The 23,034-nt window shown below is 37.9% G+C and carries 25 protein-coding genes and 1 tRNA gene; 14 read left to right on the top strand and 12 right to left on the bottom strand.

The window, feature by feature from the left end; genetic code table 11:
* Window positions 1-230: 230 nt before the first annotated feature.
* From KXQ82_RS19795 to KXQ82_RS05735, 6 genes are all read left to right on the top strand, one after another.
* On the top strand, window positions 231-596 hold the full coding sequence (locus tag KXQ82_RS19795; protein WP_255563464.1) for a hypothetical protein: 366 nt from the start codon (window positions 231-233) through the stop codon (window positions 594-596).
* A gap of 46 nt (window positions 597-642) precedes the next feature.
* Window positions 643-1,545 carry a DUF8464 domain-containing protein gene (locus KXQ82_RS05755; RefSeq protein WP_219487205.1) on the top strand — a complete coding sequence of 301 codons (903 nt, stop codon included), beginning with the start codon at window positions 643-645 and terminating at the stop codon, window positions 1,543-1,545.
* Between the two features lie 273 nt (window positions 1,546-1,818).
* Window positions 1,819-2,727, top strand: coding sequence for an ArdC family protein (locus tag KXQ82_RS05750; RefSeq protein WP_219487204.1), 909 nt, complete (start codon window positions 1,819-1,821; stop codon window positions 2,725-2,727).
* Between the two features lie 144 nt (window positions 2,728-2,871).
* On the top strand, window positions 2,872-3,129 hold the full coding sequence (locus KXQ82_RS05745; RefSeq protein WP_219487203.1) for a hypothetical protein: 258 nt from the start codon (window positions 2,872-2,874) through the stop codon (window positions 3,127-3,129).
* 1 nt (window position 3,130) lies between these two features.
* Window positions 3,131-3,706 (top strand): DUF6879 family protein, encoded by a 576-nt coding sequence (locus tag KXQ82_RS05740; RefSeq protein WP_219487202.1) that lies wholly within the window; start codon window positions 3,131-3,133, stop codon window positions 3,704-3,706.
* Complete coding sequence (locus KXQ82_RS05735) at window positions 3,703-4,425, top strand: hypothetical protein (RefSeq protein ID WP_219487201.1); 723 nt, start codon at window positions 3,703-3,705, stop codon at window positions 4,423-4,425. Before KXQ82_RS05740 ends, KXQ82_RS05735 begins: the two co-directional genes overlap by 4 nt.
* A gap of 24 nt (window positions 4,426-4,449) precedes the next feature.
* Here KXQ82_RS05735 and KXQ82_RS05730 read toward each other — a convergent pair whose 3' ends face one another.
* The 5 genes from KXQ82_RS05730 to KXQ82_RS05710 form a co-directional block, all read right to left on the bottom strand.
* Window positions 4,450-4,833 carry a hypothetical protein gene (locus KXQ82_RS05730; protein ID WP_219487200.1) on the bottom strand — a complete coding sequence of 128 codons (384 nt, stop codon included), beginning with the start codon at window positions 4,831-4,833 and terminating at the stop codon, window positions 4,450-4,452.
* Window positions 4,817-7,543 (bottom strand): MobF family relaxase, encoded by a 2,727-nt coding sequence (mobF, locus tag KXQ82_RS05725; protein WP_219487199.1) that lies wholly within the window; start codon window positions 7,541-7,543, stop codon window positions 4,817-4,819. Before mobF ends, KXQ82_RS05730 begins: the two co-directional genes overlap by 17 nt.
* 156 nt (window positions 7,544-7,699) lie before the next feature.
* Window positions 7,700-8,461 (bottom strand): hypothetical protein, encoded by a 762-nt coding sequence (locus KXQ82_RS05720; RefSeq protein ID WP_219487198.1) that lies wholly within the window; start codon window positions 8,459-8,461, stop codon window positions 7,700-7,702.
* A gap of 32 nt (window positions 8,462-8,493) precedes the next feature.
* On the bottom strand, window positions 8,494-9,993 hold the full coding sequence (locus tag KXQ82_RS05715; RefSeq protein ID WP_219487197.1) for a type IV secretory system conjugative DNA transfer family protein: 1,500 nt from the start codon (window positions 9,991-9,993) through the stop codon (window positions 8,494-8,496).
* 69 nt (window positions 9,994-10,062) lie between these two features.
* A complete protein-coding gene (locus KXQ82_RS05710) occupies window positions 10,063-10,260 on the bottom strand; it encodes a hypothetical protein (RefSeq protein WP_219487196.1) in 198 nt (65 codons plus the stop codon).
* 181 nt (window positions 10,261-10,441) lie between these two features.
* Here KXQ82_RS05710 and KXQ82_RS05705 point away from each other — a divergent pair, with 181 nt between their 5' ends.
* Entirely contained in the window at window positions 10,442-10,750 is a 309-nt protein-coding gene (locus KXQ82_RS05705) for a hypothetical protein (RefSeq protein ID WP_219487195.1), read from the top strand.
* Window positions 10,751-10,954: 204 nt separating this feature from the next.
* Entirely contained in the window at window positions 10,955-11,971 is a 1,017-nt protein-coding gene (locus tag KXQ82_RS05700; RefSeq protein WP_219487194.1) for a hypothetical protein, read from the top strand.
* Between the two features lie 155 nt (window positions 11,972-12,126).
* Here KXQ82_RS05700 and KXQ82_RS05695 read toward each other — a convergent pair whose 3' ends face one another.
* The gene (locus KXQ82_RS05695) at window positions 12,127-12,810 is read right to left on the bottom strand and encodes a hypothetical protein (RefSeq protein ID WP_219487193.1); all 684 of its coding nucleotides are present in this window, start codon (window positions 12,808-12,810) and stop codon (window positions 12,127-12,129) included.
* On the opposite strand from KXQ82_RS05695, the gene KXQ82_RS05690 reads away from it, so the two are divergent.
* A complete protein-coding gene (locus tag KXQ82_RS05690) occupies window positions 12,809-13,327 on the top strand; it encodes a hypothetical protein (protein ID WP_219487192.1) in 519 nt (172 codons plus the stop codon). The genes KXQ82_RS05695 and KXQ82_RS05690 overlap by 2 nt on opposite strands.
* A 4-nt stretch (window positions 13,328-13,331) precedes the next feature.
* Here KXQ82_RS05690 and KXQ82_RS05685 read toward each other — a convergent pair whose 3' ends face one another.
* Both KXQ82_RS05685 and KXQ82_RS05680 read right to left on the bottom strand, forming a co-directional pair.
* On the bottom strand, window positions 13,332-13,610 hold the full coding sequence (locus KXQ82_RS05685; RefSeq protein ID WP_219487191.1) for a hypothetical protein: 279 nt from the start codon (window positions 13,608-13,610) through the stop codon (window positions 13,332-13,334).
* Entirely contained in the window at window positions 13,611-13,889 is a 279-nt protein-coding gene (locus KXQ82_RS05680) for a helix-turn-helix domain-containing protein (protein WP_255563462.1), read from the bottom strand.
* A gap of 182 nt (window positions 13,890-14,071) precedes the next feature.
* On the opposite strand from KXQ82_RS05680, the gene KXQ82_RS05675 reads away from it, so the two are divergent.
* Genes KXQ82_RS05675 through KXQ82_RS05665 form a run of 3 tightly spaced genes read left to right on the top strand, consistent with a single transcriptional unit; the run spans window position 14,072 to window position 17,999 of the window.
* On the top strand, window positions 14,072-16,321 hold the full coding sequence (locus KXQ82_RS05675; RefSeq protein ID WP_219487190.1) for an ATP-binding protein: 2,250 nt from the start codon (window positions 14,072-14,074) through the stop codon (window positions 16,319-16,321).
* On the top strand, window positions 16,318-17,298 hold the full coding sequence (locus tag KXQ82_RS05670) for a response regulator (RefSeq protein WP_219487189.1): 981 nt from the start codon (window positions 16,318-16,320) through the stop codon (window positions 17,296-17,298). The genes KXQ82_RS05675 and KXQ82_RS05670 overlap by 4 nt, the downstream gene beginning before the upstream one ends.
* A complete protein-coding gene (locus tag KXQ82_RS05665) occupies window positions 17,295-17,999 on the top strand; it encodes a hypothetical protein (RefSeq protein ID WP_219487188.1) in 705 nt (234 codons plus the stop codon). The genes KXQ82_RS05670 and KXQ82_RS05665 overlap by 4 nt, the downstream gene beginning before the upstream one ends.
* Window positions 18,000-18,003: 4 nt before the next feature.
* On the opposite strand, the gene KXQ82_RS05660 is transcribed toward KXQ82_RS05665, so the two are convergent.
* From KXQ82_RS05660 to KXQ82_RS05645, 4 genes are all read right to left on the bottom strand, one after another.
* Window positions 18,004-19,557 carry an HsdM family class I SAM-dependent methyltransferase gene (locus KXQ82_RS05660; protein WP_219487187.1) on the bottom strand — a complete coding sequence of 518 codons (1,554 nt, stop codon included), beginning with the start codon at window positions 19,555-19,557 and terminating at the stop codon, window positions 18,004-18,006.
* 232 nt (window positions 19,558-19,789) lie between these two features.
* Window positions 19,790-19,863 (bottom strand) — tRNA-Ile (locus KXQ82_RS05655).
* 108 nt (window positions 19,864-19,971) lie between these two features.
* Window positions 19,972-20,433, bottom strand: coding sequence for a hypothetical protein (locus KXQ82_RS05650; RefSeq protein WP_219487186.1), 462 nt, complete (start codon window positions 20,431-20,433; stop codon window positions 19,972-19,974).
* Window positions 20,434-20,508: 75 nt separating this feature from the next.
* Window positions 20,509-21,528: a YncE family protein gene (locus tag KXQ82_RS05645; protein WP_219487185.1), complete on the bottom strand. Its 1,020-nt coding sequence runs from the start codon at window positions 21,526-21,528 to the stop codon at window positions 20,509-20,511.
* A gap of 134 nt (window positions 21,529-21,662) precedes the next feature.
* Here KXQ82_RS05645 and KXQ82_RS05640 point away from each other — a divergent pair, with 134 nt between their 5' ends.
* Entirely contained in the window at window positions 21,663-22,295 is a 633-nt protein-coding gene (locus tag KXQ82_RS05640; RefSeq protein WP_219487184.1) for an HAD family hydrolase, read from the top strand.
* A 55-nt stretch (window positions 22,296-22,350) separates the two neighbouring features.
* Window positions 22,351-22,980, top strand: coding sequence for a Crp/Fnr family transcriptional regulator (locus tag KXQ82_RS05635; RefSeq protein ID WP_219487183.1), 630 nt, complete (start codon window positions 22,351-22,353; stop codon window positions 22,978-22,980).
* Window positions 22,981-23,034 lie beyond the last annotated feature (54 nt).

Below are 23,034 nucleotides of genomic sequence, written 5' to 3'. Positions count from 1 at the left end.
TTGCACTAATTAGAAATGAAATAATCTCAAAGCGGTTTTATTAATCAGCGATGATAAATACACAGAACTATACAGAACAATCGCGCACACCATTGTATGCTCATAATGTATTTTTATAATCTGTTATTAACAGAACTATTTTATTCTGTATATCAAAAAAAAATCATTTAGTAATCCACCCCTCTTTAATAAACAGAAATATAAATCAGCATACTACGGAGTTTCATAAAATGATAAATTTGAATAATGAATTATTTGATCGTAAAACAGCAGCCCGGCTAATTAAATTTTCGCCGGGAGGCTTAGCGAACATGGATAGCCAAAACCTTCATGATCTAAACCCAATTAAAATTGGTGGAACTGTCAGATACAGCAGAGCACATTTTATTAAAAGATTTGGGCTTTGTCCGAACACACCCGATGATGAATTGTTCACCCGCAAAGAAGCTGCCGATTATATTAATTCCACTTATGGCACAATGGCAGTATGGGACAGTGTTAAAATGTACGATCTTAACCCGGTAAAAATTGGCCGTAGTGTACGATACGTGCGCTCAAAATTGGATAAACATTTGATTTCCCGCCTTAGTCGATAATTTTCAACCAAAACATCGTTTAACATAAATTATTTGGAGAAGCCCAATGAATATTGAGCAAGCTAAAACTGTGCCTATAACTGACTTTTTGCATAATCTAAAGTTTAAGCCCACTAAAGAAACCACCACAGATGCTATTTACCTTTCGCCGATCAGAGAAGAGAAAACACCAAGCTTTCATGTCGATAAGATTGATAATGTATGGTACGACCACGGCCTAAAAAAAGGTGGCAAAATCATTGCCCTGGCTATCGAGATTTTAAAATATAAAGGCTACGAACACGCAGCATCTGATGCATTGCGTTATATCAATAATATGATTTTCGACCCATATAAGTTTGTACCAGCACAAGAAGTCAAACCTAAAAAATCCAAGTGGAAAATCATTAGAACGGAGGCGTTAGAAGATTTAGCTCTTATCCGTTACCTAAAACAACGTGGTATTCCTTTCAACGTTGCCAAAAAGCATCTTTTGGAAGTTTATATAACCCACACGGAAACCCGCAAGGGACTTTATGCTCTGGGTTTCAAAAACGAAGATGGCGGCTATGAATTACGCAACCCGTTTTTCAAAAGCAGCATTAAACCTAAATCAATTACTTTTATCCGAGGTAAAAAATCTAAACCGGATGGCGTACATCTATTTGAAGGTTTTATGGACTATTTGACATTTTTAGTGACCAGAAACGGGCAGGGTCATGATGATGATGTAATCGTTCTCAATTCCGTTACGAATGTCCCAAATGCAATATCGTACATCAGAAACTATGGATACAAAATCGCTTACACATGGATGGATAATGATGTTGCTGGAGAACGGGCAACACTGTCATTGGCTGAGTTCTTTAAAACGGAACAAGATTTAACACATAAAAAAATGAATGATGTATATCGGCCATATAAGGATGTTAACGCCTGGCACATGTACAATCTCAATTTAACCGTATAGGTGATGCCATGTTAAAGACTATTTATATTTGGCATTCATATCTGCACCGCAAGTTCGGATGGCTGTTAGAATGGTTATCCAACTTTTTTTCCTGATTTAAACACGGTTAATGGTTTTACAACAGATTAACCGAAGCCTCTCCCGACACCAACTAAAATTTCCCCCGCCCTAATAGGGCTTCCTCGCGCACCAAAATTTCAGCCGGTTTGCTCGCTTAAACTTCGGTTGATCATCTCTTGTAACCATTAACTCTAAAGCAGGAAAGGTTTAGCAATGGAAAACACAGTTACAACACAACCCCAAAAAGCCGGGACAATTAATATCTACTCTCTCGTCACAAATACAATCATTCAACAATTGGAGAATGGAGTTATCCCGTGGCAAAAGCCCTGGAAAGGGGGCGTTGCCAAAGCTTTTAAAATTCCAGCAAACCTTGTAACGGGTGATAGATACAGGGGAATAAATATACTCCTCCTCTGGTCATCGGCGATCAAAAACAACTTTGATACAGATGAGTGGGCCACTTTCAGGCAATGGCAAGGCAAAAATGAAAGTGTACGATTAAATGAGAAAGGAAGCATCATTGTTAAATACGATACGATTGATAAGGAAATTGACGGTGAACAGCAAAAGATACCATTCATTAAGAAATACTACGTTTTCAATCGTTGCCAACTCGTCAGCTATACCCCACCCAAAGAAGACGACTGTTTGGATATTTACAGCATGGTTGAAAAGATTGACAAGGTTGATGAATTTATTGCCAATACGGGTGCGTTAATAGAAACACATGGGGAGGGTGCAGTTTACAATCGAGTTGAAGATAAAATTCTAATCCCATACCCCGAAAAATTTCAATCAACTGCTACCTGTACAGCAACCGAGGGGTTTTATTCAACTTTGATGCATGAGTTAACCCACTGGACAGGTGCGGAACATCGCATTAACCGTGAAAAGGGTAAAAAATTCGGAGATCAAAACTACGCAAATGAAGAACTGGTCGCCGAATTTGGAGCGGCTTTCCTTTGTGCCGGATTTGGGTTAGCGACTGTAGAAAAGGGCGACCATGCAGCCTATATCAGTTCATGGCTCCAAGCCCTTAAAGAAGATGAGCGGTGTATTTTTAAAGCCGCAAGTGCAGCTACTAAAGCCGTTGATTTTCTGTATCGTCTGAGTATTTAAGCAATAAATAATACGTAGAATGGTTATTAAGCACATAACTATTCTACGTATTGTATTTTCTAATAATTATATTTACATTGCTAAAGTATTACATATAATATATTGTTAGTTAAGTCTTTATTTTAATCGACTAAACCTTAAATCATGAAAATTAAATTAAAAAACAGACCAGGGAAAAGCCCTCTTGAATTAGGAGTTACTGATTCAAGTCCTTCATGTCCTGATATTTGGGAAGCAGAAAACGGTGATTTCGTAATAATAGGAAAAGACATTACTGATACTGTAGACCTTGATTATACAGATGCTATTATTAGCCAAGGTGAAAGGGTGGTTATCATCCCACGTATTACGATGCTTTCGGCTATTGAAAAATTATCAACCGTCGCTGAGCTGGAGAAATAACATGGAATTTCTCTCAAACGATGATTTTTTTGCAAAATATTATGAAGTTTATCCTACTCTAAAAAAACAATTTTTTAAGTTGGAAACATCACAAAGTTATGTTGAGTATAATATAACAAACTGGAATGAAATACCGAGTAGCCAAATGCCAGGCATCATAAAAAATGCCCAAGCTAATGTCTTTAAACAAAAAGAAAGTTATAGCGATGTAATAGAACGAGGCGTTCAGCTCAAAAGGGTAAGGTATATAACGTTTCCATTGAGTAAATACGTTCTTAGGCAATTTAGCTCATATCTGATTGCCGAAGAAATTGGTGAACGAATTTTTATTTTAGAGGAAAGCAATAAATTGGATGACCTAATCAATAGGGAGATATTTAGCGACTTTTTGCTTTTTGATGATGAAAAAATATTAGTTCACAATTATGTTGATGGCAAATTAGAAGGTGCGTATTATTCCGAAGACCCATCTGAAATTCAACCGTATTTGAACCTCAAGCAAATAAGCGAAGAACTTTCAATAAGCTTTGGAGAGTTCACTGCCAACTTTAATTTGGTATTTAATAAATTGATTTGATGTTTTCTTTAAATGATTGGTTCAATGAACTATGCACGCAGCATCATATTGACCCAATTAAAGATATATTAGTTCCTAATATAACCGTAGATAAGATTGTTGCTCTTATTGCTATTCTTTTTGCAATAAGAACTTTTATCTCAAACAATAAAATTGCCAAGCTCAATTTCGAATGCCAATTAGCGGCTTCTCACAGAGATATTTGGAGTCGTATTTTTCAAAATGAAAGCTTACACAACATTTCTGATCCATTAGCTAACCCGACAGAAATCACCAAAGAACAGAGAAGGTATATAATTTTCATCATTATCAATACGAGATTAGCTTATCTGGCGGGTAAATCAAAAATTCAGGAGTTCAGTAAACAAGCGCAAAAAGATACCGGTGCGTTTTTTAATCTACCACTTCCAAATCATGTTTGGCAGAATGTAAAAGAATTTTACGAAGAGGATTTTAATCAATTTATTCACAAAGCCAAAGATAGAGCGGCGGGTGTAACATCACCAAAACGAAACATCGCAACTGTAACAAAGCTTTTATTTGACAAAGTAATAAAGTTACCAATGAGATTGATCGATATTATAAAAGTGAAATCAATCAGATATCAAATAAATAGTGACCTTTTATCGCAACTCCAACAGATAGATGGTGATTTACATGAGCATTTAAATCATGCAGTGCAAGATTATATCTCAAAAAAAAATCGAAAAAAACATTAACGTACAAGCATTACCTAAGTGGCATTATTGTGATACATTTTTTAAAATCTCAATGCTGGTAATAACGACCTCTGAATCATCCGTTTGCGCATAGCGTGGATTGATGCAAATAATGCGTTTCGGAATATGGTTTAACAATTCCTCGAATAAGGTTGCCAACCCTGAACCAACTATACTTATTGTGTCGGAAGTAAACACAATGAGAATTTGGCTTTGATCGGGATAGAACTCACATGTAACTAAGTAGGCATAGTTTAAAAACTTCATATTTCCATTAGGCCACTCAAAGCATAGGTTACGTATGGAAGTTAGCGTATCAGAATTTTGCACATTATCACCATGCGGAGTTGTAGTAGAAGCGTTATTTGACGGCGCATCGCTAAACTTCAATTTAAAGTTCTGGCTCATAATCTCTATTTTTAAACTGTTTAGTTTCGTTGGTAATTGCTTTTTGTTTGGCCAATTGTGATGCTCTTTCATTCATTTCAACATGCTCAATATGTGCATTGTGATTGCCGACCAACTCTAATGCGGATTGCCTGTCACCCACCTCGGAAGCGTATTCAAGGAGCGCTATACGATCATCTGTATAAATACTTGCGTTATCCCGGCCACGAGATACAGAAACATAAAATTGCTTGGCATCTGTAGCTGTAAAGGTTGATGACGGTTGCGATATAAAAACCTCATCAACGGTTTTACCCTGTGCGGAATGCGATGTTGTGCAGTAATCATGTGTGATATGCCCGAAATCTTTGTCGAGTATAAACCTTGATTTACTTTGACCATTGATTAACACAACTTTGCCCGATTTATTAACTTTAGAAACTTCAAACGATTGACCGTTATTCAGTCGTTTGTTTTGTAGATCGAAACTATTACGCGTAATTTTTACCTTGTCACCCTTTACTAAGCCTATTTCTGATGGCTTAAAAACATCATACGCCGTAGGCTTATCTAAGGGTAATATTTGATGTTCTTTATTTGGGTTTTCAATTTTTATTACTGTTTCAGTTATATCTTTTACTGCCCAAATTGTACCACGTTTGATTTGTGGCACATTCTGGTTAAACTGTATGATTTGCCCATCTTCGAAATTGCGCCAGTCTGTCTTTTGTGCTTCCGTCATATTCGTATTGATAAATTTTGCGGCCTTGAGCTCTTTTTTACCTAAAACCCCGGCAGCTTTTAATTTACTACGTATAATATCTGTAACGGCATCGCCTTGTTGGTGCGTTGGTGATACGATTAAAGCACTTTTACCTTTTTTAACTGTGTTGATATAATCGCTAACCAATTCTTCGTTAGGGTTTAATGGGTCAACGTTTTTAATAGCCCCGATACTATCTAATTTATCAAAGCCGCCTTTAATATTGCCCTTAGCAAGATCTTCCACAATTGCCCGATAATTTGAGTTGCGCTGGCGATATATTTTACTTACCTCAGCGGTTTTAATCTCTCCAACTGTGTTTAATATTCGCAGGGCATCGCCACGCACAACACTTGCATGTTGCCTGGTATCACCCCCTAAAATTAAACGGGCCTTTTGCTCCACAGCCAACCCGATCAAAGCTTTCATGTCCTTTGTACCAAGTAAACCTGCTTCATCCACCCATAGCACCTGATTATATAATTCGGATTGAAGCTTTTTATCTATTAGAAGCTTTGCCACCGTTTCGGCATTTGCGAAATTCTCTTTTATTAGCACTTCGCGTGCTTGGGTTGTAGGAGCAACAACAAATAGTTTTTTATCTGCTTTATTTATGAGGTTACTGGCTTCTGTCATAACTTTAGTTTTGCCAGAGCCAGCAGCACCACGAATAATTGATACTTGGTGCGGGGTTGTTAGAATATGTGCGATGGCTTCGGCTTGTTGGCCCTCAAGTTGCATCACAGGTACATCATTAAATAACGGCTTCATTTTGCCTTGACCCTGCCGGGCAAGATCAACCATTTGCTTTTCTTCGATTAAAACCTCATGCGTTGTGCAATAGGTACGATACTTATCTTTTATAAAAATGATGTTGGTTTCATTTAAAAATTCATTTGTAATGTCGTCCAATGCTATTGAACGATTCCCAATACTTTGTTTATATGCCGTTTCTAAAAGCCGCCTGTCGGGCATTACAGAAGCCCGCTCAAAAGCATGGTTAACGGCATAGTCGATGCAATCAACAGCTTTGGCTTTAATAGCCTCTTTTTTCGGAGCGAAGCGAATTGCCTTATCCGCTTCTTGTGGCTCATAAATAACCTCTTCGTTTATTTGTTTTACCCATTCGGTTTTCAATTCGGCCATCGTTAGCCCTTTTTGCTTCTTTGAACGGGTGCGCGCGCCCAATTCGCTCATTGCTTTGGCATCAGTAATGCCGTGCTCTTTAGCAAATTGACCGATCTCGTTGGTACGCTTGCTAAATAATCCAACCACGCCTTTAGGTACACCCTCAATCTCAAACGATTTGTTGGTGCGCTTAATTTGATAACCAAGGTCAATTAATTTATCGGAGAGTATTTTATGAAATCGAGCCTGGTAATAAGGCATATCTCTTTTGATATCCCTGAACTGCCCGGCCTTAATTTCTTTTTCTTGCGCATCCCATGTAGCATTGAATACAAAGCAATGGCTGTGTAAGTGAGGGTCGGGCACAGAGCCGTCCACAGGCCGAGCCGTTTGATGGGTAAACTCTGCCCAGGCCAGCTCGCCTGTTTTACGATCTTCATAGGCCCCATTTTTGCGTACACGGGTCATGCTATCGGCTTCGATATCTTTCATGGTTTCATAAACGCTTGCTTGAAATGCCGCTATAATATGATTATCGCCGGATAGCGCATTTATGACTGATACCGATTTCGGGCAATGAAAATTAATATCATATCCAACCGTTCTATCATCCCTATTACGTAGTGTTAACTGCTCACCGCTGGCGGGGTTTATATTTTCACACAAAGCAAAAAAGACATCCTTTGTTGCCTCTTTTTTTATACCCATGCGTTCGGCCAAACGACCAAAAAACTGCCCTTGCAGTTCTTGGTCGTTTAAATAATAGTCTGTTTTTTGGAGTGCATCAGAGAAGTATGCTTTGGCATGTGCTGATGAACTACTTTGAACCATGCGTATCATGCGTGGAAGTTTTACAGTATTTGGATACTGTTAATGTTATAACTTTAACTTTATTAAACACGAATTAGGTAAGCACTGCTTAGGCACTGTTAACAAAACAATTAAGACCCGATTATAAAATAGCATCAGACATCTTCCCTAAGCAGTGCTTATGCCTTAATAAACCTCTACAGGTTCATCGTCCGCTAACATGTTGTCAGCTACTTTTCGTCTGAAATCAGGGTTGTTCGGCGGAGTACCTTTTACTTCAAAACCGTTAGTTTTTTCGGGCGGGGCTTGGTTTACAAACGACTTTACAAGGTTCTCGTTTGCTATCATTTCATCCATCATATCCATAACAAAATGATCGCCACTCAAATACTCACCATAATAGCTAACTCCATAACAGATGCTACTGTAGATGATTAACACTCCAATTTTTTGAAGGCAAGCCGTAAGTACTAAGCCAACAATAAAGCAGAAGAGCGGCTCATACGTTGTTGAAATTGTGCGGCGATCAATAACCCAATTGCCAATTTTTAAATTGTGGAAGCGTGGGTTAATGTCGCCGTTGTAAAGGCTAAACTTTTTTTCAAACCAGCTTCTTTCTCGTTTAATTTCCTTTTGCCTTTTAAATGCAAAATACACGAACGCCGCCAAGTAAACATACCATGTGGCGTTGTGACCAATAACACTTGTTACCGAACCACCGCCAAACGGTAAGCGTGCTCTATCGATGCCTATCGGCAACCAAAATAAAACACAGGTTAAGGATATGGCCGTAAACAATGAGAAGTAACGCTCCCCAAAGTTTTTACGGATAAAAACTTCAAGCAATAAACGCGGCCATGATAACGTCCATGCGCCTAATGACATCAACGCGTCTTTAATAACATTCTTCCTTTGGTACATTCCTTTGTAATACAAGTTCCTTTTCATTTTCTTAGTTTTTAATATTTGTGATTATTCTGTTAATTATACTTTTGATTAAACTTTACCTTTTTAAAGTTTCCGCCCTCAAATAACTGATCGCCTTGAACCTGGATATAGGCTTCAACTCGGTAGTTGTTTCTTTCGCCACCCGTTTTTAAGCATATGAACTCTTCCGGCCTAATTCTCCTATCCAATTTAAGGCCTACGCTGTCGCTACGAGAGAACTTTTCGGCGGTTGTTACAGAGCGGGAAGGGTCATAAAAAAAAGCATCCCCTATTAATTCCGAAGCGTATTTATTTGTTTCTATATCGCCATTGGCGTGAAATATCTTGGTGCCGAGCGTACCTAAGAAGCCCTTTACCCGGTCGTCCGTTTTTGAGCCACCCATCGCCATATGGTAGTTAGGTAGGTTTTGTGTAATGTAAACTGTTGCCACAAGGCTACTTCTCGCAGTTGCTTGAAATATAGGGTCATGTTCCGTGAAGAAGTTTTGCGCTTCATCTGCCCATAGAAACACAGGGCGATCATTGGTTAGTGCATTGCGCTTCTCCATCTCGACCTGCCAGATGTATTTGAAGAGTGTTTGGCAATCTTTGCCTACCTTATTGTAAAGTTTTACAGGCAGGTTAATAAGGATGATTTTACCTTCTAAGCTATCTTCCGGCCTCACATTCTTTTTGGTTTTACAAAACATAGAATAGATAGGCTCTCTTAAAAGTTGAAACAAAAAACCATTAAAACTGAACTCAATTATCGAGCGGGTTTTATCGCTCAGGTTTTTAAAGGTTTCAAAAAAGAAAGTATCTAAAAACTTAAGTAGCCTCGCTTGCGGAATTGCATCCATAACGGCCTCTTCAAACTCTTCCTCTTCGCCTAATGCATCCTTTTGAAACTGTGAAAGGGTTTTATACCATTTTTCAATTTCAACTTCGACAATCGCCTTAGCCTTTTTAAAGGCACTTTCAAATGCGGTAGCTTTGTTATCTTCTTTTGGCGCGGTGGTAAGTTTAGGCAAGGTTTGCACTATATCGTACATGGTTTGTACGCTTGTATTACCGTAAGCGATTGAGCATAGGTCGATAACATGGAATAACAGCATGTCCAACGACTTTTCCCAAAATGGGTCGTCCGATCTGCCACTACTTTTTTCCTCGGATGCCCGAATAACAGTTTTCAGCGTTTCTAAGATGTTAGCTGTTATCGGTGTTTCGGAATTCTTTTGGCTTGATAAATATTGTAAAAAATCAAACCCATATTCACCACCTGGTTCAATTATAACCAAATCGGAAGAGCGCCCTGTAACCTCGCAATAATACTTCCACATATCCTTTTCATCCGGTTTTACGGTTAAAACCAAACCACCAAAACCCGCAGTTAAATATTTGATTGCCAAAGTTCTACCAGAGCCGGAAGTTTTGCCTGAACCTATACCACCGAATATTTGTACTCCCTCAACTGCATTGCGGATGGCCCAGGCATGTTTGCCTGTGCTATCTTCAAACTGGATAAGGGGGGTATCTAAATCAAACTTTTTCATTGCTGTAATTGCTTAGTTGTTATTAAAAAGCCATCCATCGCAGTGGCAATGGATGGCTTAAGAAAGCTATCATTTCACTTTCTTACCGAAAGTGGTATTCGAAATACCGCTTCCGTTTGTGGTATGGCGATCTGTATTGAAGATCGTTGTACCACCTCTGTTAGTAACAGTGTGGCCACTGCCATTGATCCATTTGTTGGAATCATTGGTTGATGCTTTGTAGCCACCTGCATTTAACATGTTCTGTTGATCTTTTGTAAAACTCATGATCTTAAGAATTTGGTGTCTGTGCCTACTATTACTGCGTTTCGGCAATTCGCAACCTGAATGTTAGGGATTTCGGTGTTATTCCCATTTCTTGATTTCGTCCTTTATTTGGCATATGTCGAATTTGATTGACAGAATCAACCATTTGGCTTACCATCCGCTTTTTAACCAGGAGGGCACTATGGATTTTTTTGAGGGCTATATCGATTTCCCAAGGAGTATTGCTATTGGTCAGCAAGGGAAATTGATTGAAGAATCCGACTTTGAGCGGTACGAAGCTAAATTTGGTCGCGAGCGGGCGCTTGGATATCTCCAGGCTCTTAACGATTTTACAGCATATAGCGAAACGATTTTAGGCGGAGGATACTGTCGTAACGGTGTTCCGGAATCAATTCACATGGTTAATAAAAATTTCAAAGAACTTGTAGATCACAACCAAAAGTTTTTAGATAAACTGGCTAAAAATTCAACTCTCAATTTTAACAGATAGCCATATCAAAACATATTGTATCATATCACACCACAATGATCGGAAGGATATTTAACCACAATCTTACATTATGAATTTTGTGAGATTGTAAGATTTTGTGCGTAGTACACTCGTATATTTACCGTCAGTAAATCACAGTAGTTTGCAATGAGGGTTCACAAAAAGGTATTCGAGAAGTTCTATTATAAGTTCGCTGATTATTTTGTGAAAAATATCCTTAAAGATGATGAAGGGAAAACAAGTACCGGCCGATATTACGCTCACAAATCGGAATCTATTTGGAAAGCCAAAAGAATTGAAAAAGGCGAATTTCTTTTCGTCATCTCAAAGGTAATTGGCGAGCATGGTGATTGGAGAATTTATTATCGTACACTAACAAACTATGATAATTCGGCCGTACAAGGTGTACGAGTATTTGGCGATTATCAGCAAATTGATAGTTATTTATTTGCGAACGCCTTTTTTGCAATGGGAGAAACATTACCCCCTGATGTAGGAAATGAGATTAAGTTAAGCGCTTATTCCGATGATTACAGTACAAGAGATAATATTTGTGGTGAGTTATTTTTACATTCGTTTATAACAAAACATCATCCTGAATTAGACATTTACTTAGTAAACGATTTTTATGATCCGATATCAAAAGAAGAAAAGTTGCGTCATGAATTGCCGGGAATTTCAAATAATAAAAAAATTGAATTCGATAAAATCAAAGCGATCGCTGAAACGCAGGTAGAAGAATTTATTGTTGATTATCTTGCCTATGTTGAATGTACATTTATGACCGAGATAGGTTTCACCTATTGGCATCCAAATGTTAGAAGAACGAAATGGCAAAACAGCCTGGATAATTTTTCCGAAACCTATATTGATTATTGGAAGATTAATCAGGTGCACGTTTGGGATTTCAAATTTGATTTATTAGATAGATGCTCAGCATCCAGCCAAGTTAAATTGTTTTTTATAGCCGATATGTTTATCGATAGCCGACACAATATAAGAGCAGCTTTCGACATAGATAATCCCCCAATTGTTGTTAATGAGGAAGACTTAGACAATTTGTATACTTCACTTGAGCAAGTGGGGACGTTAGAAACAAAATGGATAAAATATGCTAAGCATTATACCAAGCCAGTAAATTATTTACTTGATGTGCATTTGCTATACTGTGATGACAGATGGTATTTAAAGGAAATAAATCCTTTGAAGGTAAATAAATGATTACTCATTAATATATAATTCTAAACAATTAACAGCGACCCCGCTATAAAAATCATTTTATTGCCATTTGCAAATTTAGCGTTAGTTGCAATTTAGTAAGATGGAGCATGGAAGACAATTTTCATGAAAACAGATGTGTATTTCAAGAGATAGCATTAGCCAGTAGCGAATATCAAAGCCATTGCATTTGCAATTTGTAAGCCTGACGCTAATAATCGTTTACGATATAATAATATCGTGATAGCTTGCTTGTCATATTCAGTAATTTCATTGCCGAGGTATACCGTGTCGGTGGCCATAACTTTCCTCAAAAATATTTCTGCTTCTACAGAGTAATTTGTATCGGGCATGAAACCAAGGAATTTCGCTATTCGCTGTTGTACTGCATTAGTCAAATGCGGTAAAAAAGTATGGTACTTCTCATACATTTGTTGATCGTACACTAATGTCGTATTCCGCCTTATATCTTCGTTACGAGCAAGTTTAATATATTCGTCTGCAATCTTTATCATTTTATCAAATGATATAACACCCGCTTTGTAATTCGAGAGTAGTGTACGTAAATGGGGTTCAATTGGTAAAGTAATATTTGATGGGGGCAAGTAACCCAAACGTTCTTTAATTAGAAGTAATCCGGTTTGCTCATACGCAGGAAGTGTATTCGCCGCGACTTCCAGGTCACCCCATTTAATTGCTTCATTTCTACCATCCATAGATGTAAACACGGCTTGTTGGGCAGCAGGTAACTGATCTGTCAAACTATCCTCAACTTTTTCTATGCAACAATTATCTAATAAATGTATCTTAGTATAGATTTCCGAATAATTCAATAAAAACATGGGGACAGAGAATTTATTTGAACCGCTATACCCGCCGCAGTTTTCCCAATTCGAGCAGCCTACACGTGAGGCGCAGTTTGAATTGTTTAATATAGAAGTAGAACTGGATAATTTACCGGCAGATCGTGGACCACGATTTGAGTTAAGGCCTCCCGGCTATAATAACGATAATAACAATGTTTACCAACGCAGGCGCGAAGAGTTAAAGCAACGCAAGGCAGATGTACAAAATGATTTAAGAGGTAAAATTGAACAAGGTTTAAAAGGCGTTGCTGAAAAAACCGCAAAGCAAATTCGCTCAACCTTAGAAATACATATAGGAGAAGGTGAATACAAGAACCTAAGCAGATTTCAAATTAAGGAACGGCGGGGTGAGAAAAAAGACATGGATACATCATCGGACTATATGGATAAAAAGCTATCCGATGAACGTGCCGACCAGGGGTATAGAGAACGTATAGCGAAATTGACTAATCCCAATAACGGTAATGTTGAACCCGATATTGAGCCGATTTAATCGATTACTTTTCGGGTTCAATGTTTTTGCCTGATTGCAACTCTTTATCGGCATCGTTGTTGCTAAACCGATCGTTTTTTAGAAAAGATGGTTTTGGGGTAGCCTGTGCTTTTTCCTTATCTATTGAGAGTTTAACGCCATCTTGTACAGCTTTTAATTGAGAGCCTTTAAAATTAAGCCCAAGTATAAAATCGCCTATCTCTGGTGAATATTTGCTCAATATATTGCCTAAATTGAACGCATCTACATATTCTTGCTCTTCGGATATTTGGTTGCTTTCCATTTAAAATGTTTTTAGGGTTTTACTTTTGAGATATACGGAAATTGATTGTGCATTGTACATCATTGTCGGAGTATCCTTTGTAAAACTTATACTCCCGTTATCCCTGAGTTTTTGTAGGGTGGTTTTACTGGTAATACCAAGTTTTCTCATAGCTTCTTCACCAGTAATATACTCATCTTCTTGAATATTATTTTCAAGTTTTAGCCGTTTAACAACATCTTCCAATAGTTTGTAAAAAGCAGGTTCTTCAAGGCAGATGACTTCGATATCCAGTTTCATATATCATTATTACGGTGTCTACTAAACGTATTTGCCTAAATTAATGAATTGTTTGAGAGAGCTGATGAAAAAATAAAAAAATGATGCAAGGCGAAAAATTTAGGGCAAACACGTATTCAGTTTATGAATATTGATAACTTTAGATTATCATTACCTTGGTTATGATATTCCAAATATAAAGCATGAGTATATTGAGATTTAAAGTTGACAGTGCCTTACTAAGAGAGCTGGGCGAAAAACTGGTTGAAACGGTTCATATCGCTTTAGTTGAGTTAGTGAAAAACTGTTATGATGCTGATGCAACTGAAGTTGAAATTGTTTTTAAAAGCGACAGTGATGGCAAATCAGAAATTCATGTTATTGACAATGGAAAGGGCATGAATTTTAACGCAATACAGAGTTATTGGATGCGAATTGCTACTACAAATAAGGCCGCAAATGACGTTTCAGCGGTTTTTGGACGTCCGTTAACAGGGGCGAAAGGTATTGGAAGGTTTTCATGTAGAAGGTTAGGCGGCAAACTTCGGCTCATCTCTATAAGTACATCGGAAGGTAATTTGGTCGGTTTGCAACCAAATGTAGAAAAGACGGAAGTCTTGTTTCCCTGGACTGATTTTAAACCTGGAACTGAAGTTACCGATATCGATTGCCCCGGTGAACAAATAACAGGTACGAATTACGTTACTGGAACAACTTTAGTGATTACAGATATAACCGAGGAATGGAATTTACGGGGGTGGAATTGGCTGAAAAGGCAATTAGCCGTTTTATCTGCAAATAGCGGCACGCAACGAAAAGGGTTTCAGGATGACCCTGGTTTCACTGTTAAAATTGTCGCTCCAGATTTCGAAGGAGGGGTCCGAGATATTCGAGAAGATTTCATAAACTCAGGGTGGGGAACATTAACCGCAAAAATAAATGAAAAGCACCAAGCCGTATGTGAACTCGATGCCTTAGGAATAGGAAAGAAGACGATAACGTCTACACAGACTTTCCCCCATCTAAATGATATATCCCTTAGGGTTGGGATAATGGTTGGTGAACGCGCCCAAATGCGTGATACATCTTTGAACTCCCTAAGTAACATGGAAAAAATATTGCCGGAATGGGGCGGAGTTCAAGTTAAATATAAAAATTTCCGCGTGTTCCCTTATGGTGATGATGATTGGTTAGAAATTGACAAAGATCGAGGTATCCGAAAGGCTTCGCCCAAAAATGAACTGTTAGCATTTGCTCAAACGTTGAAAGGTGTAGATCCATCACGTACATTGCTCACTATGCTGTCTATGCGAAGTTATTTGGGAAATGTTAATATAGGTGAAACTTCAAAAGGATTTGAGATGAAACTCAATCGTGAGGGGTTTATTTCCTCCACAGCTGTTGATGAGCTGAAACAATTTGTAAGGTATTCTATTGATTGGTCGACTATTTATCGCGATTTTTTTATTCGTCAACAAGCGCAGGAAGAATCACTTAAAGCAGCAAGAGATTTTGAAGGCCTTTTAAATGAGACAATTGAGCCAGTAAAATATATTGATGCGGCGATTGGCTATTTAGAGCGTGAGGTTACAAATATTGTTAATACCCTACCTGATTATCAACGCCAAAACGCGCAAGTTTCTTTCTTAAAGGCAACGGAAGTAATAAAAAAACAGAATGCCAGCAATAAAGCTGAATTACTGCATTTGCGTTTAGTCGCTTCAACATCAACGTTACTGTTGATATTTTCACATGAAGTAAAATCGTTGCTTGGCCTTTTAGAACAAAGCAAAAATTCTTTAACCCATTTAGCGGTTAAGCTTGGAATTAAAGAAAGAAATGAGGTGCTAAAAATTACTTCAACTTTTTCAGAGTTAAAAGACCGACTTGACGACTTGTTAAAAATGACTTCACTAATTAGTGTTGATCAAAAACAGTCAAAGCCCGGACAAGTGGCTTTGAAAGATAAGATTATTAAAGTTGAAAAGGTATTTACTCTAATTACACACAAGTATGAAATTGATATAGATTACAGTGGAGTGGCCAACAACATAGTAATTAAAAATATTTTAGAGGCTGAGGTATATTCTGTTTTGCTGAATGTATTATCTAACTCTATCAAGTCGGTTATAGCGGCTGGTAAAAATAGAAGAATACAAATAACTGCCCAGCGTAGCGATGGCTTTAACGTCATCAGCGTTCGCGATACAGGGTTAGGTTTAGATGAATCTAAATTTAATGAGGTGTTTATTCCGTTTATTTCTGATCCTGAAGGGGAGCTATACAAAAACTTAGAAAAGAGATTAAATCCCGAAGATAAAATGATAGTCGGCAGTGGAAGTGGATTAGGTTTGGGTATAGTTCAAGAAATCGTAAACGCTCATAGTGGCAAGGTAAGGTTTATAAAACCGCCTACAGGTTGGAGCGCAAATTTAGAAATCAAATTACCGTGAGTAAAAAGCTAAAATTTATTTGGATTGACGACAACCCGCAAAGGCTGGATGGCTCAAAAACAATGTCTAATCAATTAAACGTATCCATCGACTTCAAAGACGTAAAAAACAAAAATTTAAATGATGTATTAGCATCAATACTAAATGGGAATGAGCCGAACTTGCTTATAATTGACCATAATTTGGAGGACGCAAGTTCAGGTGTGTTTAAAAAAGGATCAACGGCTGCTGCATACATACGGGAGCAATGGCCTGAATGTCCCATAATTTGCATATCGGGGGTTGATCCCGGCGTCGTTGATAGTCAACAGAAAGCGTTGTACGAAGAAATTCTGCCGATTGAAAATATTTCAAATCATTATACTGAAATTTTAGCTATCGCTAAATCATTTGCCTTGATAAGAAATAACAAGCCTCATGATTTGGAGGGACTTATAAATCTGTTTCAGCCGCCTTCTCAAGATCGCGAAAATTTAAAATCGATCATACCTACCGCCCTGAAAGAAAACTTAAACGACAGAGGTTTAGCAGTTGAGATTTCACGATGGGCTCGAGGGGTGCTTTTGGCCAGACCAGGCTTTGTATATAATCAACTTTGGGCTTCAACATTGGCAGGGATAACGCCAAATGCTTTTAATGGACTGGAAAAAAAGTTTAAAAAGGCAAGATACAAGGGAGTATTCGCAAACTCAGCAGGAGAAAGATGGTGGAAAAGCGAGTTGCTGGATTGCATATCGTTGAATAGTAAGGTTCGCGGTTTACCTTGGGAAAAAGGCCGTGGAATTAAAGGGCTGGATGAAAATGATTTTGCCAAGTGCTATGCTTCAGGCGAAAGTTTTCCTGAAACGGTTGCATTTATCGATGAGACCAAGGGAGCCAAGGAAGAACCCATGCGGCTAAAATATACTTCACTTCATCCCGATTACGAGAGTTTATTGTTTTTTGAAGATATCAGATTAATGAATCCTGCCGAATGAAGATTAATGATAAGCAACCTACAATTATCGAATTTAAAAAAAATGAAGTAAAAACTCTCGAGCATATAAGCACGAGAGCAACAATGTTTAAAGAGTTGCCTTCGTTATTTGATAAAATTCAACAAGCTTATTACGATAACAAAGCATTACTTACCAAAACAACTGGTGACTTTATTCTTCACATCGATTTTGAGATGGAAGTGCAAGACGCACCTCACACAGTACTTTTAGGTGCAAATGTGACGGGGAATTATTCTCTATGTAGTTACTTTTTAGCAATTACTGGTAAAAACGATTTAAAAAAGGAATTAATAAGAAAGTTTCATTTTGATTATGCTTTGCCGCCTGCGCCTGGCGCCAATATAAAGCAACCTTCGCCTATATATCATTTGCAATATGGTGGTAAGCCAACGCCGGAGATGGGAAATTTAGAAATAACTGATAATTTAATGGAGCATTGGCTATCACTCCCAAGACTGAATTTCTCGCCAGTAAATATTGCCCTCTTGTTGGATACGTTGTTGTGTGAACTCAGGACAGACAAAACGAAAAAAATAATCGAAAATCCAGAGTGGCGTTCGTTAGTTTACAAAAATGAAATGTTTCTATCTAACCACTATTTTGAAAATATACGGAGTCACATAAATTCTGGTAACTATAATAATAAATGCTTAGTTCGTGACTATTGTTACGGGAACTAAGCGTTTAGCTCGCTATCGCAGAATCTAAGACTGGCAAAAATATCAACTTAGTCAAATAAGAGTTCCCAACATCTTTAGCCTCCTGGTATTTATTTATTTCTATCAACGTAATTATTTGCTCAAACACGGATTGTAACTCGTTGATGAATACAGCATCCACCGATGAAGGTATTAATATTGGTATCTTTTGTGCATCACTTGGTTCAAACTTTTTTATTTTATTGCCATACTGCCTCGCTAAATCGGTAACTGCTTTTCTCAAAAATTCACAAAATAACTGGACGCTTACCAGTTGCATTACCCACGGTTGATTCCTAAACTTATCTTTTAAGTATAATCTATGAACTGAATTAGTACAGTTTAGTTCTTTGTCTATATTTATTATTAATTTAGGAAGGCCTTGAGAAAAATAGGTTAAAAAAGCGTCTGGATGATTATAATCATCATATCCAAACAGCTTCTTTCGGTTCCTAAATGTCTGGTTAATCAGGATTTCCTGAGGAAAAGTGTCGATGAACTCTTTAAATCTTATCGGCTCTTTTTCCTCAAGTTTAATGGCGTCAAATAAATATATTGGAAGTTCTTCATTTTTTAATATCGCTTTCCTATTGATTACAAGATTACTTAACTGCTTTCCTTTCGTTATAACTGGATAAAAATATTCGGGGTAATAAGCTGAATTAAACGCTTGTTTCTTTTTATAAGCCAACAGCTTTGTAGCACCAATTACGATACCAATGCGGGTAGTAAAAATATCCCCTAATTTCACGAGTGAAAACCCGCTTGGTTGTACCGCCTTTTGTTCGGCTTTTGGAGCGGTTATCTTCTTCTTTTTAGAGCGAATTGCCTTCAGCACTTCATTTAGTGTGTCATATTCGAACACCTTTACCTTTGTAGTTCCATTTTGATAATTTTCACAAAGTAATAGCGCTGTTTTTTCGTGCGTACCAACATCATAAAAATACCTTTCATCTGTCCGTATCAATTCTACACTGGTGAAAACTTTCGCAAGTTCATTCAAAAGATGTTTCCCGTAGTCTGTAAACGAAATGCTGTCAGGTACAACCCATGCCATCTTCCCCCCGCGCATTAGGTATTGAAAGGAATGCACTATGAAGTACACCCATAAACTTGACCTACGAGGTATTTTTATCGCGCTACGTTTGAATTTCGAATAAAGATTCTCTTTGTATTTGGTGTTTAATTTATGAATTGGTAAGTATGGTGGGTTGCCAATTATTACATCCACTTGAATTTGATTTACTTGCGTGTCGGAATAAAGAAAATCTTCGTAAATAAAATTAGCACTTTCAATGCCTTTGGTTTTAAGTAACTCAAAAGCAGAGGTATCTATATCGAAGCCGTAGATATTTTGTTCTGGGTTCGCGTTGCCAAGAGATGTCAAAATCACCAAACTGGATGTTAAAAAATTACATCCACCAAAACTTGGTTCAAGTATAATATCTGTTGGCCTTTTTATTGCCCAGGAACACAAAGCATCTGTTACTGGTTCGGGAGTATAATAAGCACCTAATAATTTTTTTTGTTCCGATGTCATAGTAGATGCATGAAAATACAAAGATTCACTCAGATTTCTTGAAGAAAACTGTATTTTCTAATTTAAAAAGATACATCAATTTTTGTTAAACAATTAAAAAACCTTCCACTTTCAAAATAACGAAACGATAAAGGATAAATAAAGCTATCTAAAATCCGTACCTATTTCGTACCAAAAACAAAAAGGCAGTTACAAATTATTTGTAACTGCCTGAAAATCAGCAGATTTTACGTGCGCCCACCTGGGCTCGAACCAGGGACCAAAAGATTATGAGTCTTCTACTCTAACCAACTGAGCTATAGGCGCGCTTGAAATAGGTGTTTTTATTTCGGCTGCAATTTTACGCAAAATAGGGCGAATTGCAAAAACTCATTTCAATTTATTTGTAAAGCCTTGTATTACAAATACAATATCTTAAAAAGAGAACACACTCGCCGATGACATATGCAACTCATGATCGGCATCATACAACTGTGCTATCCTGCCTGTTATTGGTTTTAGCGTATAAATGGTTGTATACCCCTGCAATACCTTAGGATACCCGCCTGCCGGATAATATATCGCCTGTATTTCTGCTGAACGGTCGCGTATCTCATAATTACCTACCCTGATAGGTTTTAGGAAATTCAACACTATCCGCGATCCGTCATGAAAAATAAACGCCAATCTGCTTCCGGCTAATGAATTATGTATTGAAGACATACGTTGCTGTTTACCCTCATGTATATGGTTAATAACAATATCAAGCGGCTTTTCGGTGCTTTGTAACCGGGATACATATTTGGCGTTTTCAGCAACAAGGGCTGACTTAGATCCGGATAAAAGCAGGATCGCGCAAACAAACAAAAGTGCGGTGTTTATGATGGCCTTTTTCATATCATAAACTTAAGGGTTAATTTAGTAAAAAGCAACCCCGTTTATAAGAGTTATAAACGGGGTTGTAGTTATGCTTTACTTACCTACTTCAATCACATGGAAGCTACCCGGCACTTGCTTTGGCCTTCCGCCTGCAGTGTTGGGCTCTGTTTTGGCTGCCGGTAAAAACAGGTGATGTGTAGTTTGATCAAGGCCTATGGTACGTGCACTTGGTTGTGATGTAATATTCTCAACAAACTCAAATTTATCGGCGCTTAACTCTCTTACTACGCTGATAGTCCCTTCATTATTTGAGGCATAGGCTAATTTTAAACTTTGATCGAACACCAACCCATCAGAATCCCCGATAGGGAACTTGGCTATCGTTTTGCCATTGGCCGCATCCATTATCACCATTGTTTTGCTATCGCTGCATGCAATAAACAAACGGTTGGTTTTACGGTCTATGTCCAGTCCTGTAGGTGCTTCGCCACCATCTATTTTATATTTAGTTAGCACTTTGTATGTGCTTGCATCAAATACTATGATGTTGCTTGTAGTTTCGCCATTCACAAATATTTTTCCTTTACCATCGCTTACTGCGGTTTCGGGCTTATCGCCAAGCGCAACGGTTGCTACAACTTTATTTGTTGCCGGATCAAAAACCGTAGCATCTTTGCTCCTGCCATTACAGGTGATAACCTTTTTCGAAAACTCATCATAAAAAATAGCGTCAGGATTTTGGCCCACAGGGTATTCACCTAAAACTTTTAAAGTTTTCAGATCAAACTCCGTTACGGTATTTGCACGACCATTACTGGTGTAACCTTTACCCATTGATGGGATGAGCGCTATGCCATGTACACCTTGAGTATTGGGGATAACGCCTACCGAATCGCCGGCTGTGTTTAAAACAATAACCTGCGTGCCATGCGATACATATAAACGTTTTGAGATGGCATCAACAGTAATATAATCCCAACCGCCGGAGCTGCCAATTTTATGGTTAGCTAATATTTTAAAGCCGGTTTTTTGCTGAGATAGCGCTACAAACGGTGTGGTAATAATAGCACTGCATAATAACGTTGCTGCTATAGTGTTTTTTATGAATTTCATTTTTGAGATATTTTAATGCTATTTTACCATTAAATTCTGTAGTAAAACTGTATAACATAATAATGATACAATTATTCATTCAGTATCAATTTTGCTATGCCTAACTAATATATTTGCTGCTTATACATATCCATATGAATAACATCAAAAACATCATTTTCGATTACGGCAACGTAATTTACAATATAGATTTTTCGCTTGCACAACAGGCCTGGGCTAAACTCGGCATTACAAACGTTGAATCATTTTTTGGGCATAAACAACAGAGCTCGCTATTTGACGCTTTTGATAAAGGCGAGATCACCGCCGCGCAATTCCGCGACCAGATACGTTTGGCAGCAAATAATGATAATTTAACCGACGAACAAATTGATACTGCATGGAACAGCATGCTGTTAGGTATACAACCTGGCACACATGATTTGTTGTTACAGCTAAAGGGTAAATACCGCACTTTTTTACTCAGCAACATCAACGCTATACATTACGATCATATTATGGGATACCTGAAACGTGAGTTTGACTTTGATGGCAATGCCCACCTGTTCGAAAAGGTATATTATTCGCATTTTATGGGCATGCGTAAGCCCAATGCCAATATTTTCGAGTTTGTATTGCAGGATAGTAATCTTAACCCGGCCGAGACCTTATTTATTGATGATAGCCCGCAACACCTGGCCACCGCGCAAAAATTGGATATACAAACCTTTTTAATGACAGCCCCGGATACAATAAAAGCTTTGGTTGAACGGGAGAAATTATTGTAGGAATAATATGAGTTGAGTTTTGATGATATTTGGGTAAATAAACATTTTGAAACCGATGAACATTGACGCCGACCTGTTTAAAAAACTAAGCTTTTTTACAGAACCCGAATTTAAAGAGGAGTTGTTGAAACATGGCCAACTGGCTTCTTTTAACAAAGGCGATGTTATTGTGCGCGATGGGCAATACGTAAAATTTTTACCTATTGTATTAAAAGGCGCTATCAGGGTGTACCAGCAAAAGGAAGACCGGGAAATACTGCTGTATTATGTTCGTGCTGAAGAAACCTGCACCATGAGTTTAGCGGCGGCTTACTTCAACAATCAGAGCAGTTCGCACGGCATTGTTACCGAACCTGCCGAAGTACTTATTTTCCCGGCCAGCCTCATCGATCAATGGCAGTTAAAATACCCGTCGTGGAACCGCTATGTAATGAACATGTTTCGTCGCCGATACGATGAACTGATCAACTCTTTTGAAGGTATTGTATTCGATCCCATCAGCGTTAGGGTATTGGAATACCTGCAGAACAAAGCCGCAAAAGAAAACAGCTCCACCATCGAAATATCGCACCAGCAACTGGCATCCGAATTAGGCACTACACGCGTTGTAATATCCCGTATTTTAAAGGATCATGAAAAGCAGCAAAAAATAAAGCTATACCGTAGCCGGATAGAACTCCTGTAAATTTATTTTTGCTTGTGTATCTTTTGATACCGTTTTGATTTTTAAGCTCTTATA

It is taken from the genome of Mucilaginibacter rivuli (assembly GCF_019391655.1).
GTDB lineage: Bacteria > Bacteroidota > Bacteroidia > Sphingobacteriales > Sphingobacteriaceae > Mucilaginibacter > Mucilaginibacter rivuli.
Note: the sequence above shows the minus strand (reverse complement) of the source record. Positions and strands in the feature narration are given on the sequence as shown.

Bases quoted from the DNA above. Each gene is read 5' to 3' on its own strand.
- KXQ82_RS05665 (WP_219487188.1), top strand. From the start codon at position 17,295: ATGAAGATTAATGATAAGCAACCTACAATTATCGAATTTAAAAAAAAT.
- KXQ82_RS05715 (WP_219487197.1), bottom strand. From the start codon at position 9,993: ATGAAAAAGTTTGATTTAGATACCCCCCTTATCCAGTTTGAAGATAGC.
- KXQ82_RS05685 (WP_219487191.1), bottom strand. From the start codon at position 13,610: ATGGAAAGCAACCAAATATCCGAAGAGCAAGAATATGTAGATGCGTTC.
- KXQ82_RS05695 (WP_219487193.1), bottom strand. From the start codon at position 12,810: ATGTTTTTATTGAATTATTCGGAAATCTATACTAAGATACATTTATTA.
- KXQ82_RS05705 (WP_219487195.1), top strand. From the start codon at position 10,442: ATGGATTTTTTTGAGGGCTATATCGATTTCCCAAGGAGTATTGCTATT.
- KXQ82_RS05710 (WP_219487196.1), bottom strand. From the start codon at position 10,260: ATGAGTTTTACAAAAGATCAACAGAACATGTTAAATGCAGGTGGCTAC.
- KXQ82_RS05650 (WP_219487186.1), bottom strand. From the start codon at position 20,433: ATGAAAAAGGCCATCATAAACACCGCACTTTTGTTTGTTTGCGCGATC.
- KXQ82_RS19795 (WP_255563464.1), top strand. From the start codon at position 231: ATGATAAATTTGAATAATGAATTATTTGATCGTAAAACAGCAGCCCGG.
- KXQ82_RS05645 (WP_219487185.1), bottom strand. From the start codon at position 21,528: ATGAAATTCATAAAAAACACTATAGCAGCAACGTTATTATGCAGTGCT.
- KXQ82_RS05640 (WP_219487184.1), top strand. From the start codon at position 21,663: ATGAATAACATCAAAAACATCATTTTCGATTACGGCAACGTAATTTAC.
- KXQ82_RS05660 (WP_219487187.1), bottom strand. From the start codon at position 19,557: ATGACATCGGAACAAAAAAAATTATTAGGTGCTTATTATACTCCCGAA.
- KXQ82_RS05680 (WP_255563462.1), bottom strand. From the start codon at position 13,889: ATGAAACTGGATATCGAAGTCATCTGCCTTGAAGAACCTGCTTTTTAC.
- KXQ82_RS05675 (WP_219487190.1), top strand. From the start codon at position 14,072: ATGAGTATATTGAGATTTAAAGTTGACAGTGCCTTACTAAGAGAGCTG.
- KXQ82_RS05740 (WP_219487202.1), top strand. From the start codon at position 3,131: ATGGAATTTCTCTCAAACGATGATTTTTTTGCAAAATATTATGAAGTT.
- KXQ82_RS05755 (WP_219487205.1), top strand. From the start codon at position 643: ATGAATATTGAGCAAGCTAAAACTGTGCCTATAACTGACTTTTTGCAT.
- KXQ82_RS05745 (WP_219487203.1), top strand. From the start codon at position 2,872: ATGAAAATTAAATTAAAAAACAGACCAGGGAAAAGCCCTCTTGAATTA.
- KXQ82_RS05730 (WP_219487200.1), bottom strand. From the start codon at position 4,833: ATGAGCCAGAACTTTAAATTGAAGTTTAGCGATGCGCCGTCAAATAAC.
- KXQ82_RS05635 (WP_219487183.1), top strand. From the start codon at position 22,351: ATGAACATTGACGCCGACCTGTTTAAAAAACTAAGCTTTTTTACAGAA.
- KXQ82_RS05720 (WP_219487198.1), bottom strand. From the start codon at position 8,461: ATGAAAAGGAACTTGTATTACAAAGGAATGTACCAAAGGAAGAATGTT.
- mobF (WP_219487199.1), bottom strand. From the start codon at position 7,543: ATGATACGCATGGTTCAAAGTAGTTCATCAGCACATGCCAAAGCATAC.
- KXQ82_RS05690 (WP_219487192.1), top strand. From the start codon at position 12,809: ATGGGGACAGAGAATTTATTTGAACCGCTATACCCGCCGCAGTTTTCC.
- KXQ82_RS05750 (WP_219487204.1), top strand. From the start codon at position 1,819: ATGGAAAACACAGTTACAACACAACCCCAAAAAGCCGGGACAATTAAT.